At 51.5% G+C, this 14,770-nt stretch carries 15 protein-coding genes and 1 riboswitch; of the genes, 7 read left to right on the plus strand and 8 right to left on the minus strand.

Annotated features, from left to right (window positions below):
• Positions 1–33: 33 nt before the first annotated feature.
• Both yqiD and ribB read right to left on the minus strand, forming a co-directional pair.
• On the minus strand, positions 34–204 hold the full coding sequence (gene yqiD, locus FEK66_RS25710; protein ID WP_165382779.1) for a protein YqiD: 171 nt from the start codon (positions 202–204) through the stop codon (positions 34–36).
• Between the two features lie 263 nt (positions 205–467).
• Complete coding sequence (gene ribB / locus FEK66_RS15080) at positions 468–1,121, minus strand: 3,4-dihydroxy-2-butanone-4-phosphate synthase (protein WP_113305203.1); 654 nt, start codon at positions 1,119–1,121, stop codon at positions 468–470.
• A gap of 103 nt (positions 1,122–1,224) precedes the next feature.
• A riboswitch (FMN riboswitch) is annotated at positions 1,225–1,373 on the minus strand.
• Positions 1,374–1,494: 121 nt separating this feature from the next.
• On the opposite strand from ribB, the gene ubiK reads away from it, so the two are divergent.
• Positions 1,495–1,794 (plus strand): ubiquinone biosynthesis accessory factor UbiK, encoded by a 300-nt coding sequence (gene ubiK / locus FEK66_RS15085; protein ID WP_064529620.1) that lies wholly within the window; start codon positions 1,495–1,497, stop codon positions 1,792–1,794.
• Between the two features lie 34 nt (positions 1,795–1,828).
• Here ubiK and glgS read toward each other — a convergent pair whose 3' ends face one another.
• Positions 1,829–2,029, minus strand: coding sequence for a cell surface composition regulator GlgS (gene glgS / locus FEK66_RS15090; protein WP_130210460.1), 201 nt, complete (start codon positions 2,027–2,029; stop codon positions 1,829–1,831).
• A 266-nt stretch (positions 2,030–2,295) separates the two neighbouring features.
• On the opposite strand from glgS, the gene FEK66_RS15095 reads away from it, so the two are divergent.
• From FEK66_RS15095 to FEK66_RS15110, 4 genes are all read left to right on the plus strand, one after another.
• A complete protein-coding gene (locus tag FEK66_RS15095) occupies positions 2,296–2,925 on the plus strand; it encodes an OB-fold-containig protein (protein ID WP_130210458.1) in 630 nt (209 codons plus the stop codon).
• A 26-nt stretch (positions 2,926–2,951) separates the two neighbouring features.
• Positions 2,952–4,613 (plus strand): flotillin family protein, encoded by a 1,662-nt coding sequence (locus tag FEK66_RS15100; RefSeq protein ID WP_130218218.1) that lies wholly within the window; start codon positions 2,952–2,954, stop codon positions 4,611–4,613.
• Positions 4,614–4,851: 238 nt separating this feature from the next.
• Positions 4,852–4,911 carry a type I toxin-antitoxin system Ibs family toxin gene (locus FEK66_RS15105; protein ID WP_001387081.1) on the plus strand — a complete coding sequence of 20 codons (60 nt, stop codon included), beginning with the start codon at positions 4,852–4,854 and terminating at the stop codon, positions 4,909–4,911.
• A 316-nt stretch (positions 4,912–5,227) separates the two neighbouring features.
• Entirely contained in the window at positions 5,228–5,287 is a 60-nt protein-coding gene (locus tag FEK66_RS15110; protein ID WP_104917541.1) for a type I toxin-antitoxin system Ibs family toxin, read from the plus strand.
• Between the two features lie 119 nt (positions 5,288–5,406).
• On the opposite strand, the gene hldE is transcribed toward FEK66_RS15110, so the two are convergent.
• From hldE to ygiF, 3 genes are read right to left on the minus strand one after another with little or no spacing between them, the layout of a single operon-like run.
• The gene (gene hldE / locus FEK66_RS15115) at positions 5,407–6,840 is read right to left on the minus strand and encodes a bifunctional D-glycero-beta-D-manno-heptose-7-phosphate kinase/D-glycero-beta-D-manno-heptose 1-phosphate adenylyltransferase HldE (RefSeq protein WP_135495086.1); all 1,434 of its coding nucleotides are present in this window, start codon (positions 6,838–6,840) and stop codon (positions 5,407–5,409) included.
• A 47-nt stretch (positions 6,841–6,887) separates the two neighbouring features.
• On the minus strand, positions 6,888–9,728 hold the full coding sequence (glnE, locus tag FEK66_RS15120) for a bifunctional [glutamate--ammonia ligase]-adenylyl-L-tyrosine phosphorylase/[glutamate--ammonia-ligase] adenylyltransferase (RefSeq protein ID WP_135495087.1): 2,841 nt from the start codon (positions 9,726–9,728) through the stop codon (positions 6,888–6,890).
• Between the two features lie 22 nt (positions 9,729–9,750).
• Positions 9,751–11,052, minus strand: coding sequence for an inorganic triphosphatase (gene ygiF / locus FEK66_RS15125; protein ID WP_135495088.1), 1,302 nt, complete (start codon positions 11,050–11,052; stop codon positions 9,751–9,753).
• A gap of 243 nt (positions 11,053–11,295) precedes the next feature.
• Between ygiF and FEK66_RS15130 the strand changes: the two genes are divergently transcribed.
• Positions 11,296–11,916 carry a TIGR04211 family SH3 domain-containing protein gene (locus tag FEK66_RS15130; RefSeq protein ID WP_130210468.1) on the plus strand — a complete coding sequence of 207 codons (621 nt, stop codon included), beginning with the start codon at positions 11,296–11,298 and terminating at the stop codon, positions 11,914–11,916.
• A 63-nt stretch (positions 11,917–11,979) separates the two neighbouring features.
• Positions 11,980–13,218: a fused tRNA nucleotidyltransferase/2',3'-cyclic phosphodiesterase/2' nucleotidase/phosphatase Cca gene (gene cca / locus FEK66_RS15135; protein WP_131162533.1), complete on the plus strand. Its 1,239-nt coding sequence runs from the start codon at positions 11,980–11,982 to the stop codon at positions 13,216–13,218.
• Positions 13,219–13,398: 180 nt separating this feature from the next.
• Here the strand turns inward: cca and bacA are convergent, their stop codons facing one another.
• Entirely contained in the window at positions 13,399–14,220 is an 822-nt protein-coding gene (gene bacA / locus FEK66_RS15140) for an undecaprenyl-diphosphate phosphatase (RefSeq protein ID WP_135495176.1), read from the minus strand.
• A 90-nt stretch (positions 14,221–14,310) separates the two neighbouring features.
• Positions 14,311–14,679: a bifunctional dihydroneopterin aldolase/7,8-dihydroneopterin epimerase gene (gene folB, locus FEK66_RS15145; protein ID WP_010347879.1), complete on the minus strand. Its 369-nt coding sequence runs from the start codon at positions 14,677–14,679 to the stop codon at positions 14,311–14,313.
• Positions 14,680–14,770 lie beyond the last annotated feature (91 nt).

The following is a 14,770-nucleotide window of genomic DNA, read 5'->3' on the forward strand; positions in this document are numbered from 1 at the left end:
GCATGGACAACATCTGCAGGCATCGCAGAAGCACTACTCCAGCTTTTCTGCTGTCTCTTCTCTCGCACTGTTTAAGTATTTGTTTCTCGCTTCAAGCAGTGCGTCTCTGTCCTGGCGAAACGCCCGACAATAACGTTTCAAATGCAGGAAATACCCCACCACAACCAGCGCAATCAATACAATCCAGTACCAGGAGATAAACATCCTTTTTACCCTTAATATTTAACAATACCAAACATTTAGCGCATAAATTTCACATATCCATTTTCGGATATATTTATATGGTCGCATAATATCGGAACATTTATATGATTTTGATCATAATGAAAAAGGTTGTCTGATATTAGTGAAATTTACTCATAGATAAAGCGGTGAAATTTACATTCAGCAGGGTAAGGGCAAAATAAAACCGAAGCCTTCAACAGCTTCGGTTTCTTTGATTATCGCACCAGTTTTAGCAGTTATTTTCAGCTAGCTTTGCGCTCATGCGCCTGACGGTATGCAACCAGATCCTCAATAGTGACCAGCGCCATATTGTGTTTGTTGGCAAACTCGATGCACTCTGGCGCGCGGGCCATAGTGCCATCGTCATTAGTCAGTTCACACAGCACACCTGCAGGTTTAAAGCCTGCCAGCGTCATCAGATCAATAGTCGCTTCGGTATGACCGCCACGAGTCAGTACACCACCCGCCTGTGCGCGCAATGGGAAAACGTGGCCAGGGCGATTCAAGTCTGAAGGTTTTGCGCCATCGGCAATCGCTGCGCGAACGGTCGTGATACGGTCAGCGGCAGAAACACCGGTAGTCACACCTTCAGCAGCTTCAATGGTCACGGTAAAACCAGTGCCATAGGCGCTGGTATTATTTTCGACCATCATTGGCAGATCGAGTTGTTTACGGCGTTCTTCGGTTATGCACAAGCAAACAATACCGCTACCGTGGCGAATGGTCAGAGCCATCTGCTCAACGGTCATGGTTTCTGCCGGGAAGATCATATCGCCTTCGTTTTCACGGTCTTCATCATCAAGCACCATCACACCGCGTCCTTCACGCAGCGCAGCCAGTGCATTTTCAACACGTTCGAAAGGCGTACCAAAAGAGGAAAGTAGCGTCTGATTCATGGTAAAAAAACCTCACTAAAATTATGGTTACCAGAATCAGGGCAGTCTTAGGAGTGGCGACATATAGCCAAAATAACGTGAGCGGGTCCATGCCCGACAGAATCGTTACTCTCTCCCATCCGGACTCTAACCGTCGGCCCCGGAATTACACCGGATCTGCTGTCCTTTGAGTTTGCACCCAAAGCGCTCGCGGGCTTTCAACTGAGTTGATTTACCGCCGGTGGGGAATTTCGCCCCGCCCTGAGAATAAGCGGATTCACTATAACGCTAATGATTAACGGCAGCAACGCATAGGTTCACATAATTCTGGTTTATGACTTACCCTTATCGCACTACAATGGCACCAAACACCTATCAGTACAGGGAAACTACAATGATTGACCCGAAAAAAATTGAGCAAATTGCTCGCCAGGTTCACGAATCAATGCCTAAAGGAATCAGGGAGTTCGGGGAAGATGTGGAGAAAAAAATCCGCCAAACCCTACAAGCACAGCTGACTCGCCTCGATTTGGTAAGCCGCGAAGAATTTGATGTGCAGACGCAGGTCCTGTTACGGACTCGTGAGAAACTGGCGTTACTGGAGCAGCGCATCAGTGAACTGGAAGCTCGTAGTAATCCGGCAGCAGAAGTTCAATCTCCTCCCGCCATCCCGCCAGTTGATAAAGCAGAATAAAGCACCACAAAAACGGGCCTGACGGCCCGTAATCTCAATGTTCTAGTTCCAGTTCTCTTGACTGTGTCATTTGCTGGCAATACCAGGCATAACGAGCGCAAAACCAGGTTCTGTGTTCTTCATCCATATTACCAGTGACGGCCAGAATATCGACCGGTCGACCTTCAGCATTCATTCTGGCAAAACTACGCGCCAGGAAATCGAAATTATTTAAAGAATTAAGACCATGATCCATAAGCACATCCTCCGGTTATCGCATACCTTTTAAGGCCATATGCTTTTTCTGATTTCAGTATTCCTTAATCAGTGTAGTGCCTTTAAACATAACGTGCGTAAATATATTGTTTTGGATCACACTTTTTATTGAAAATAATTACAACGTTAAAAGACTTTCCCTTTTAAAATTTCACTAACACATGTTATTATTAGCAAAGATAAATGTAAGAAATGAAATCATACCATAGTAAACAATGCGTCACTGAATGGACGATGGAGTGACTGATGATTTTATTTGCCGACTATAACACACCTTATCTTTTCGCTATTTCCTTTGTACTTTTGATCGGCCTGTTAGAAATTATTGCTATTGTCTGCGGTCACATGCTCTCCGGTGCTCTTGATGCACATCTTGATCATTACGATTCCATAACCACAGGTAATATTAGTCAGGCACTTCATTATCTTAATATTGGAAGGCTACCAGCCCTCGTCATCCTCTGCCTGTTGGCTGGTTTTTTTGGCCTTATCGGCATCGTTCTACAGCATGCCTGCGTGACGGTCTGGAAAGCTCCACTCTCAAACCTGTTGGTGGTTCCTGTTTGTTTACTGCTCACTGTTATTACAGTGCATTATATCGGCAAGGCGATCGCCCCCTGGATTCCTCGCGATCATAGTTCTGCTATTACAGAAGAAGAATATATTGGCTGCATGGCATTAATTACCGGTCATCAGGCAATATCAGGCAGACCCTGTGAAGGAAAACTTACCGATCAATTTGGTCAAATACACTATTTATTACTGGAACCTGAAGAAGGAAAAAACTTCACCAAAGGTGACAAGGTATTGATTATTTGCCGACTTTCTGCAACACGATATTTAGCAGAAAAAAATCCCTGGCCAAATATATTGTAAATATTTAAACAAAAGGAAATTTAATAATGGATGATATCGTTAACTTAGTACCGTCATGGATGTTTATGGCGATTGTTGCCGTATGTGTTCTGTTTATTATCGGTATTATTTTCGCGCGACTTTATCGTCGGGCATCTGCCGAGCAGGCATTTGTTCGTACCGGGTTAGGCGGGCAAAAAGTGGTAATGAGCGGCGGCGCAATCGTAATGCCGATCTTCCACGAAATCATTCCTATCAATATGAATACGCTTAAGCTGGAAGTCAGCCGTTCTACTATTGATAGCCTGATTACGAAAGATCGTATGCGTGTTGATGTTGTAGTGGCTTTCTTTGTACGGGTAAAACCGTCAGTAGAAGGCATCGCCACTGCGGCCCAGACGTTGGGGCAACGCACTCTATCACCAGAAGATTTACGTATGCTGGTCGAGGATAAATTCGTCGATGCCCTACGCGCCACCGCTGCGCAAATGACCATGCATGAGTTACAGGATACCCGCGAGAACTTCGTGCAGGGTGTACAAAATACCGTGGCAGAAGACTTGTCGAAAAACGGACTGGAACTGGAAAGTGTTTCACTCACCAACTTTAACCAGACTTCGAAAGAGCATTTTAACCCGAACAACGCTTTTGACGCCGAAGGTTTGACCAAACTAACCCAGGAGACGGAACGCCGTCGTCGCGAGCGTAACGAAGTTGAACAGGATGTAGAAGTTGCAGTGCGTGAGAAAAATCGAGATGCTCTTTCGCGGAAGCTGGAGATTGAACAGCAAGAAGCGTTTATGACGCTTGAGCAGGAGCAGCAGGTTAAAACCCGTACCGCTGAGCAGAATGCGAAAATTGCGGCTTTTGAAGCTGAACGTCGTCGTGAAGCAGAGCAGACGCGAATTCTGGCTGAACGACAGATTCAGGAAACGGAAATCGACCGCGAACAGGCCGTCCGCTCAAGAAAGGTTGAGGCTGAACGTGAAGTTCGCATTAAAGAGATCGAACAGCAGCAGGTTACCGAAATCGCCAACCAGACGAAGTCGATCGCTATTGCGGCAAAATCAGAACAACAATCACAGGCAGAAGCGCGTGCCAACCTCGCACTTGCAGAAGCGGTAAGTGCGCAACAAAACGTAGAAACCACTCGCCAGACAGCCGAAGCCGATCGTGCCAAGCAGGTGGCGCTGATTGCCGCAGCGCAAGACGCAGAAACCAAAGCGGTCGAACTGACCGTCCGAGCAAAAGCAGAGAAAGAAGCCGCAGAGATGCAGGCGGCAGCGATCGTTGAGTTAGCCGAAGCTACGCGTAAAAAAGGTCTGGCGGAAGCAGAAGCGCAACGTGCGCTGAACGATGCAATCAACGTGCTTTCTGACGAGCAAACCAGCCTAAAATTCAAACTGGCGCTATTACAGTCGTTACCTGCGGTAATAGAGAAATCCGTTGAACCGATGAAGTCTATCGACGGCATCAAGATTATTCAGGTAGATGGATTGAACCGTGGTGGCGCTGCGGGGGATGCGGCATCAGGCAGCGTTGGTGGCGGAAATCTGGCGGAACAGGCATTGTCTGCCGCCCTTTCTTACCGCACACAGGCACCGCTGATTGACTCCTTGCTCAATGAAATTGGCGTTTCAGGCGGCTCGCTGGCGGCATTGACTTCACCCTTAACCTCAACAACTCCCGTCGCAGAAAACGTAGAATAAATTTTCATCTATGAACATCCCTGGCCCAAAAATCCGGGGATTTTTTATATCTGCGTTCCACTAAAAAGTGCAAATGATCAGTTTGTTACAGCGTTTTACGTGACCGCTCGGGGAAGAGAAAACTGTATCAGGGAAAGCGTTGCGCGGGGTCCAGCGCTAATCAACAATCGGGGAGTCAGCAAGGGGCTGAAACGGGAAAGCCCCTCCCGAGGAAGGGGCCTTACAGAAGGAAAGGGTTATGATGAAGCTTGTCATCATACTGATTGTGTTGTTACTCGTAAGTTTCGCAGCTTATTAACAGCCAATCAGAGGGGGGAGAAATCCTCCCTCACCCTTGTTCCTTTACTCTAGGTTGAAAAAACAACAGCGTCAAGAAGGTTTCATTAACACACATCCCTGGCCCAAAAAGCCGGGGATTTTTTATATCTGCATTCCGCTAAAAAGTGCAAATGATCAGGTTGTTACAGCGTTTTGCGAGTCGACTCGGGGAAGAGAAATCTGTATCAGGGAAAGCGTTGCGCGGGGTCAGGCGCTAATCAACAATCGGGGAGTCAGCAAGGGGCTGAAACGGGAAAGCCCCTCCCGAGGAAGGGGCCTTACAGAAGGAAAGGGTTATGATGAAGCTCGTCATCATACTGATTGTGTTGTTACTGATAAGTTTCCACGCTTACTAACAGCCAATCAGAGGGGGGAGAAATCCTCCCTCACCCTTGTCCCTTTACTCTAGGTTGAAAAAACAACAGCGTCAATAGGTCTACCTGGCACGAAGCGAGATCTGTGAACCGCTTTCCGGTTAGCCTTTTTTATCCTGTTGGATCTTCTTGATGATGTTGGTCGTCGAGCAACCGTCTTCAAAGTTGAGCACCAGCACTTCGCCGCCGTTGGCCCAGACTTCTTTACTCCCGGCAATCTCTTCTGGTTTATAGTCGCCTCCTTTTACCAGCAGATCTGGCAGGATCCCGGCGATCAGGCGCTGCGGCGTGTCCTCTTCAAACGACACCACCCAGTCGACCGCTTCCAGTGCGCCCAGCACAATCATACGCTGTTCGAGCGGGTTAACCGGGCGAGAATCCCCTTTCAGGCGTTTGGTGGAGGCATCGCTGTTCACGGCGACAATCAAGCGGTCACCCAGCTTGCGGGCATTTGCCAGATAAGAGACATGCCCGGCGTGGAGAATGTCGAAGACGCCGTTGGTCATCACTACTTTTTCGCCACGTTTACGCGCCGCCGCTACAGCCAGCTTCAGTTCCTCTTCGGTCATCACGCCAAAACCAGTGTCTGCACGTCCACGTACTGCGTTTTCCAGCTCGATCGGCGAAACCGTGGATGTCCCCAGTTTGCCGACCACCACACCAGCCGCCGCATTGGCAAAGAAGCAGGCTTCTTCCAGCGAATTACCAGCCGCCAGCGTTGCCGCAAGCACGCCAATCACCGTGTCGCCTGCACCGGTAACGTCATAGACTTCTTGCGCCTGAGTTGGCATATGCAGCGGCTCTTTACCCGGTTGCAGCAGCGTCATCCCCTGCTCGGAACGGGTTACCAGCAGCGCAGAGAGTTCGTAGTCGGCAATCAGTTTCATGCCGCGTTCAACAATCTCTTCTTCGGTTTTACATTTACCAACAACAGCTTCAAATTCCGAGAGATTAGGCGTTAAAAGCGTAGCGCCGCGGTAGCGTTCAAAATCGGTGCCTTTTGGATCAATCAACACCGGAACGCCCGCTTTACGCGCCAGTTGGATCATCTGCTGTACGCTTGCCAACGCACCTTTCGCATAGTCAGAAAGCACCAGCGCGCCAATCGTACCGAGAGCCTGATTAATCCGCTCATGCAGCGGCTGCGGATCAACAGCTTCGAAACCTTCTTCGAAATCCAGGCGGATCAACTGTTGGTTACGAGAAAGCACCCGCAGTTTGGTGATGGTCGGATGCGTCGGCACAGAAACGAAGTCGCATTTTACGTTCACGTCCGCCAGCGATTTACTGAGCGCGCGCGCCGCATCATCAATACCTGTCAGCCCCACCAGGCGTGCGTTTGCACCGAGAGAAGCGATGTTCATCGCCACGTTGGCCGCGCCGCCCGGACGTTCTTCGATGGTATTCACTTTAACCACGGGTACTGGCGCTTCCGGCGAGATACGGCTGGTGGGACCGTACCAGTAACGATCCAGCATTACATCACCAACCACCATCACTCCTGCACGTTCAAACTCTGGCAGCGTTACTTTCATTCCTGTCTCCTGAGAGATTCAAAATTTGCGCGCGATAATACCATATTTCATTCCTCCACCAGCCACTTCTGCCAGCTTGCCCGGACCAGTTCACGCTCTGCGGTGAAGTAATCCTCCGGCACATGGCCTGGCAACTCTTGTAATGCCAGATGATGAAGTTCATCGCGAAGCGTAGTGTAAGCACGGGTCAGCGCCATCGCTTCCGGCTCTTCCATAATGTCGTTTTGCGCCAGTAGTTCCAGAATGCGCACGTTGTCTGACCAGCGCGTTAACTTCGGTTTTTCATGGGCGTAGCGCAACACCAGATATTGGGTAATAAATTCGATATCGGTAATTCCGCCTTCATCGGCTTTGATATCAAAGCGATCGCGATGTTTATTGCCGAGATGGGCGCGCATTTTCTCGCGCATTTCCCGCACTTCTGTCTGTAAAGTTTTGCCTTCACGCGGCAGCGTCATAATCTCCCGGCGTACTGCGTCAAATTGAGCGGTCAATTGTGGATCACCATATACCACGCGAGCACGTACCAGCGCCTGATGTTCCCACGTCCAGGCCTCGTTTCTCTGATAATCGGCAAACGCTTCTGCGGAAGTCACCAGCATTCCCGCCGCCCCGGACGGGCGTAGCCGTGCATCCACTTCGTACAAAATACCGGAAGACGTGCGCGTGCTGAACAAGTGCATAATGCGTTGCGCCAGACGCAGGTAAAACTGCCGCCCGTCGATTTCCCGCTCGCCGTCCGTCATTACATCCATCGGGCAATCATGGAGGAAGATCAGGTCAAGATCGGAACTGTAGCCTAACTCCCAACCGCCCAGCTTACCGTAGCCAACCACCGCAAAGCCGCGACCTTCACGTTCGTTCAGGTGGGTCGGTTTTCCGTAACGGGCGACCATTTGAACCCATGCCTGCTGAACGACGGCATCTATCATGGCTTCTGCCAACCAGGTTAAGTGATCGCTCACTTTCATTACCGGTAACGTACCGGCAATATCCGCAGCGGCAATGCGTAACAGCTGCGCCTGTTTGAACTGACGCAGCGCCTCAAGCTGTTGTTCTTCGTCATCTTCTGGCACGCGCAGCAAATACTGGCGCAATTCGTCGCGATAGGCATCCGTCGCTGTCGGCTGGTAGAGGGTGTTCGGATCGAGCAGTTCATCCAGCAATAATGGATAGCGCGCCAGTTGACTGGCAATCATCGGCGATGCGGCACACAGAGAAATCAAATGCTTAAGCGCCGCGGGGAATTCACTGAGCAATTCTAAATAGGTGGTGCGGGTAACAATCCCCACCAGCAAGGCGGTGATGCGCGACAGCGTGACAGCAGCGTCTTCACGCGCACATACGTCACTTAACAAATGCGGCATGAGATGGTCGAGCACCTGACGTCCGCGCGGCCCGATAGTGCGCTTATCCAGCTCTTTGCGGAAATCGGCAATCAGCGTCAGCACCTGTTTGCGATCATCTTCTCTAAGATGCGCCAGCACTGGCGTGGTGTCATCTTCCTGCAATGCATCCTGCCACAGCTCACGCCACTGCTCTGACAGAGTCTCTTCCTGGGTTTCGCTTTCGTCGTCACCAATCAGATCGTTAAATACCCGACGCACATTAGCCATATGTCCGGCCAGCGCTCCGGTCAGTTGCTGCCAGTCAGCGAACTCCATCCCCCACGCCAGCCGCGCACGGTTAAGCTCATCTGCAGGAAGCGTCTGGGTTTGTTCGTCATTAATGCTTTGCAGCAGGTTTTCCAGGCGCCGCAGGAACAGATACGCCACTCGCAATTGTTCAGCATCGTTTTCTGAAAGCAGATGCAGCGCGGCAATGGCGCTGAGCGTTGGCAGTAAAGAGCGCGATTGCAGCGACGGTTCTCGCCCGCCGCGAATAAGCTGGAACACCTGGACGATAAATTCAATTTCGCGAATACCGCCCGCGCCCAGTTTGATGTTGTCGGTCAAACCGCGGCGACGCACTTCACGGGCAATCATCCCTTTCATGTTGCGCAGAGACTGAATCACACTGAAATCGATGTAACGACGAAAAACAAACGGGCGCAGCATCGAACGCAATTCGTTAGCATAAGCGCCGTCGCTATCGCCCATAATCCGCGCCTTGACCATCGCGTAACGCTCCCAGTCACGCCCCTGCTCCTGGTAATAATCTTCCAGCGCCGCAAAGCTCAGCACCAGCGGGCCACTTTCGCCAAACGGACGCAGCCGCATATCTACGCGATAGACAAAGCCATCTTGCGTTGGTTGATCCAGCACTTTAATCAACCGCTGCCCCATGCGGGTAAAGAACTGAGCGTTGTCCAGTTCCCGGCGTCCGCCCTGCGTACAACCATGTTCAGGCCAGGCAAAAATCAGATCGATATCTGAGGAGAAATTCAGTTCCCCTCCACCCAGCTTACCCATGCCTAAAATCAGCAGCGGTTGCGCTTCGCCCTGCGCATTGCACGGCGTTCCCCACTCGCGGCAGCATGCGTCATACAACCAGTCACGCGCCGCAACAATCAGCGTCTCCGCCAGATGGCTGAGCTGCTGCAATACGCTCTCTTCAGTAACCAGTGCCAGCGTTTGCGCCCAGGCGATACGTACCATAATGCGCCGCCGGAACAGCCGCAGTTCATGCATTAACCCAGCCTCGTCACTCACGTTACTGAGCGCCTCCTGTAACCACTCGCCGTAATACTGCCATTCATCGGCTTGTGGCGGCTCGCTTTCCAGCTCCGTCAGCCACTCTGGATGCGCAATTACACTGTCCTGCACAAAATCACTAAAAGTAAGTACTGACTTCGCCTGTGCGCTAAGTGATTCCTCGGCTAAAGGCGCTGGCAGCCGCTCAACAACGGTCTGCCAGTACTGCTGTAACGGTGAAGAGAGCGGCTTCATAAGCGATTTTATCCTTGCCTGATTAACGTTTTCCGCTGTGCAACCAGAACGGTTCCTGATTGTTTGCTTCATTACGGAAATGTTCAATTTCAATGCGTTGCCCGGTCGCAATAGCGTGATGCAGCCCCTGCCAGTTCTCCAGCCAGGCTTGCGCGACGACAGGATCGTAGTAACCCGCCAGCAACAGTATTGAGTCAATGTCACGTGTCAGGCGTGGCAACTGGTCACGGTAGCGATCGCCCAACGGCTGGCAAAAAACGCTTTTCAGTTCAGCGGCATGGCGGGAAAGATGGATATCGGCAAAGCGTTTGAAGGAATCGCTGATTTTGCCCTGCGCTTTGGCATCTAAAAACGGCTGCCAGGCTTTGCTTACCAGCCATTCGGTCAACGCCAGTTTCGCCATTGCCGTTTCGGTAGAATAGACCGCCGTCACAGCAGAAACCGCAGAAGCAATGGTCGCCTCGCATTGAGTCAACAGATCACGTAAGTGAGTGCTCGCTTTACGCGGCACGATACCGCCGAACAGCATCAGAGTATGGCGAACCAGGCCGATTGCTGCCAGAACCTGCTCTTTCGCCGCCTCGTTGCCGCGTATCCACAACTCTTCATGGTACTGCCATTGTGCTAACGCCAGCTCGAGCGCCGCTTCCAGCCCCTGTTCCACATCGGCTTTTGCCGCAACATGCAAAATGGTGGTGGGTTTGATTTCACGCGCGGGATTTCCCTGCGCCAGATGATAGCCACGCGCCGCCTTGCTCAGGCTGCCCTGGCGTAAACCAGTTTGCGATACCAGTTGGTTTGCCAGTTTCAGCACCGCGCGCGTTTCGCCGCTAAGTAGTTCCAGTTCCAGCTCGCAGATAGGTTCAGCAAATTCTCCGGCTTTCACCTCGCCCTGATCGAGGGCGATTTCAATCTGACTGCCATCGATCTCCACCAGCCATTTTTCGCGATAAAAATCGGTGCTGAACAGCGGTTGTACGCGGGAAACGAGATCGGCAGGTAACACGCCGTTCGGCCAGACTTCCGTCGGAAACTGCGCCAGGTCGAGCGTTGGTTCGCTCAACGCCACATTATATTCCGGGCGCTGGTGTAAACCGCCAGTCACTCGCCCGGCGACTTTCATCGTCATTTCATAGCGACCATTTTCGCCACGAATACGCAAGCCCATATCGTGCCCACGCAGCCAGTTATCCGACGTTTCGTAGTAAATATTCAGCAACTGCACGGGGTCATGGTGCTCGCCGCCCAGCGTATTGAGATGGTCACGCAACGCCTCAACGGCACTGTGATTAACAATAAACTTTAATTCGATTTCCTGAGCCATGGCCTTTACTTATCCGGTTATGTCACATTAGTGACGATGAACGGCGAACTTAATGCGATCTTTTTTGTCAGTAGATAGTATTTTGCGCCAAATTGCCATGCAACGGGCAATTTGACGGGCGTAAAAGATTGAAGCTGTGGCAAGACCTGACACAGAGGATTCCGATTGATAGCGAATGCTTTGCGTAGCGACACTGATGCCACTACTATCGTTCCACTTTTCCCAGACAATAACGACAGCCTGATGCCAAAATTACGCCTGATCGGATTAACTATACTTGCACTTAGCGCCACTGCCGTCTCGCACGCCGAAGAAAAGCGCTATGTTTCTGACGAACTGAACACTTGGGTCCGCAGTGGTCCGGGGGATAATTATCGCCTCGTGGGCACAGTTAACGCGGGCGAGGAAGTAACCTTATTACAAACTGACGCCAACACCAATTATGCCCAGGTGAAAGACAGCTCCGGCCGTACCGCCTGGATCCCGTTAAAAGAACTTAATACCGAGCCAAGCCTGCGCACTCGTGTACCGGTGCTGGAAAATCAGGTCAAAACGCTGACCGATAAGCTCACCAATATTGATAACACCTGGAATCAGCGCACTGCTGAAATGCAGCAAAAAGTGGCGCAGAGCGACAGCGTGATCAACGGGTTAAAAGAAGAAAATCAGAAGCTGAAAAACGAACTGATTGTCGCACAGAAAAAGGTCGATGCCGCCAGCGTGCAGTTAGATGACAAACAGCGCACCATCATCATGCAATGGTTTATGTATGGCGGCGGCGTGCTGGGGCTTGGCTTGCTGCTCGGGCTGGTATTACCGCACCTGATCCCAACGCGCAAACGCAAAGATCGCTGGATGAACTAAATCGCCTTCTTCGTTGCACTGTCTTATTATTAGGAATTGTGTATTTGACGAAGGGAAGATGGCGTGAAGATTTATCTGGTCGGTGGTGCGGTACGGGATGCATTGTTAGGGCTACCGGTCAAAGACAGAGATTGGGTGGTTGTCGGCAGCACGCCACAGGAGATGCTCGACGCGGGCTACCAGCAGGTAGGCCGCGATTTTCCTGTTTTTCTGCATCCGCAAACGCATGAAGAGTATGCGCTGGCACGTACCGAACGGAAATCCGGCTCCGGTTACACCGGTTTTACCTGCTATGCCGCACCGGATGTCACGTTGGAAGATGATCTTAAGCGTCGCGATCTGACCATTAATGCGCTGGCCCAGGACGATGACGGCGAGATTATCGACCCGTACAACGGTCTGGGCGATCTGCAAAATCGTCTGTTACGCCATGTTTCCCCCGCTTTTGGCGAGGATCCGCTACGCGTGCTGCGCGTGGCGCGTTTTGCTGCGCGTTATGCCCACCTCAGTTTTCGTATTGCTGATGAAACCCTGGCGCTGATGCGCGAGATGACCCACGCGGGCGAACTGGAACACCTGACGCCTGAACGGGTGTGGAAAGAGACGGAAAGCGCCCTCACCACCCGCAATCCACAAGTGTTCTTCCAGGTGCTGCGCGATTGCGGCGCACTGCGCGTTTTATTCCCGGAAATCGACGCCCTGTTCGGCGTTCCGGCCCCCGCCAAATGGCATCCGGAAATCGACACCGGGATTCATACCTTAATGACGCTCTCCATGGCGGCGATGCTAAGTCCGCAGGTCGATGTCCGTTTCGCGACGTTATGCCACGATCTCGGTAAAGGGCTGACGCCGCCAGAGCTTTGGCCTCGTCATCACGGCCACGGTCCGGCAGGTGTTAAGTTGGTGGAACAACTATGTCAGCGTCTGCGCGTGCCAAATGAAATTCGCGATTTAGCCAAACTGGTGGCTGAGTTTCACGATCTCATCCACACCTTCCCCATGCTGAACCCGAAAACCATTGTTAAATTGTTTGATTCCATTGACGCCTGGCGTAAGCCGCAACGTGTAGAGCAACTGGCGCTGACCAGCGAGGCAGACGTGCGCGGCAGAACCGGTTTTGAATCGGCGGACTACCCGCAAGGCCGCTGGTTGCGCGAAGCCTGGGAAGTGGCGCAGTCAGTGCCGACAAAAGCCGTCGTTGAAGCAGGATTTAAAGGTGTAGAGATTCGCGAAGAGCTGACCCGCCGCCGAATTGCAGCGGTAGCCAGCTGGAAGGAACAGCGTTGCCCAAAGCCTGAGTGAGTGTTGGGCACTTTGCCGGATGCGACGTGAACGCCTTATCCGGCTACATGCAACGACGGTTGTAGGCCTGATAAGACGCGCAAGCGTCGCATCAGGCGTTGATTGCCGGATGCGGCGTAAACGCCTTCTCCGGCCTACGCAATCGTGGACAATTCCAGGCATCCGACACTATTCTTCACATCAAAAGAATACGACGTACACCGCAGCCGCCACAATCAAGCGATAAATGGCGAATGGGATAAACGAAATCCGCTTAATTAATTGCAGGAAGGTTTTAATCGCTATCAGCGCCACTACGAAGGCAGTGATAAACCCAACAGCAAACATCGGGATATCGCCGGTTGTCAGGAAGCCCCAGCTTTTGTAGAGATCAAGCGCCGTTGCGCCCATCATCATCGGCACCGCCAGCAGGAACGAGAACTCAGAAGCCGCGTAACGGCTCACCCCCATCAGCATCCCACCTGAAATGGTCGCCCCGGAGCGAGAGAATCCCGGCCACAGAGCCAGACACTGGAAGCAGCCAATCATAAACGCCTGACGATAGGTCATATCATCCAGACCCGGCGCACGCGGCTCTTTCGGCTTCAGGCATTCGGCGGCAATCAGCAACAAACCGCCGACAACCAGCGCATACATGACATTTATCGGGTTAAACAATGATTTAATCATGTCGTGGAACAACAGTCCCAGCACCACCGCTGGGATCATCCCCAGCAAAATGTGGATCAGCGTTAAACGACCTTTGCTTTCTCCTTCGTGCTGCAACGGGCGTCCAAAGTGAATGCCAATCAGACCAAACAGACGCCGCCAGAACATCACTACTACCGCCAGAATTGATCCTAACTGGATCACGACTTCAAAGGTTTTCGCCGTGTCGCCCTCAAACCCCAACAAGTGACCGACAATAATCATATGGCCCGTGCTGGATACCGGCAGAAATTCTGTCAATCCTTCGACCACACCCAATATTGCCGCTATCAGCAGCGAGTGCATATCGCTCATCAATAAACCCCTAAATTATTAAAATGTACCGCTTGTCCGAACTACTGCAGTATGACCAGGTTATAACCGTTTGGTTTAACAGCTGTAAAATTAATTATTTTCTTTCAGATTATTGCCACGCTCAATGATGACGCCGACATTCGCCGCCCGCGCCACTGCGCCTGGCTTGCTAAGTTTGATGCGAACCCACGGCGAATTAAAGCGAGTTAACAGCAGTTCCGCCACTTCTTCCGCCACGCGTTCCACCAGTGCAAAACGCGCCCCTTCGACGTGGCTGACCACCGTTTCTGCAATGTCAGCGTAACTGAGGCAATCCGCCACATCATCACTTTTCGCCGCTTTACGGTTATCCCACGCCATTTCGATATCGAACACCAGCTTCTGTTCGATGGTCTGTTCCCAGTCGTAAACACCAATAGTGGTGATTACCGAAAGTTGCTCTATAAATACAATATCCATCACGTCCTGCCTGCTTTTTGGCTAACCGGATACCACTTCCGGCGAAATGTGCGTATTATCCACAGATTCATCGTTGAACACGAATTTTCAA

This window comes from Escherichia sp. E1130 (genome assembly GCF_005781065.1).
Lineage (GTDB): Bacteria > Pseudomonadota > Gammaproteobacteria > Enterobacterales > Enterobacteriaceae > Escherichia.

Coding starts and splice junctions, on each gene's coding strand:
- ribB (WP_113305203.1), bottom strand. CDS start 1,121: ATGAATCAGACGCTACTTTCCTCTTTTGGTACGCCTTTCGAACGTGTT.
- FEK66_RS15130 (WP_130210468.1), top strand. CDS start 11,296: ATGCCAAAATTACGCCTGATCGGATTAACTATACTTGCACTTAGCGCC.
- FEK66_RS15100 (WP_130218218.1), top strand. CDS start 2,952: ATGGATGATATCGTTAACTTAGTACCGTCATGGATGTTTATGGCGATT.
- glgS (WP_130210460.1), bottom strand. CDS start 2,029: ATGGATCATGGTCTTAATTCTTTAAATAATTTCGATTTCCTGGCGCGT.
- yqiD (WP_165382779.1), bottom strand. CDS start 204: ATGTTTATCTCCTGGTACTGGATTGTATTGATTGCGCTGGTTGTGGTG.
- ubiK (WP_064529620.1), top strand. CDS start 1,495: ATGATTGACCCGAAAAAAATTGAGCAAATTGCTCGCCAGGTTCACGAA.
- hldE (WP_135495086.1), bottom strand. CDS start 6,840: ATGAAAGTAACGCTGCCAGAGTTTGAACGTGCAGGAGTGATGGTGGTT.
- ygiF (WP_135495088.1), bottom strand. CDS start 11,052: ATGGCTCAGGAAATCGAATTAAAGTTTATTGTTAATCACAGTGCCGTT.
- glnE (WP_135495087.1), bottom strand. CDS start 9,728: ATGAAGCCGCTCTCTTCACCGTTACAGCAGTACTGGCAGACCGTTGTT.
- bacA (WP_135495176.1), bottom strand. CDS start 14,220: ATGAGCGATATGCACTCGCTGCTGATAGCGGCAATATTGGGTGTGGTC.
- FEK66_RS15095 (WP_130210458.1), top strand. CDS start 2,296: ATGATTTTATTTGCCGACTATAACACACCTTATCTTTTCGCTATTTCC.
- folB (WP_010347879.1), bottom strand. CDS start 14,679: ATGGATATTGTATTTATAGAGCAACTTTCGGTAATCACCACTATTGGT.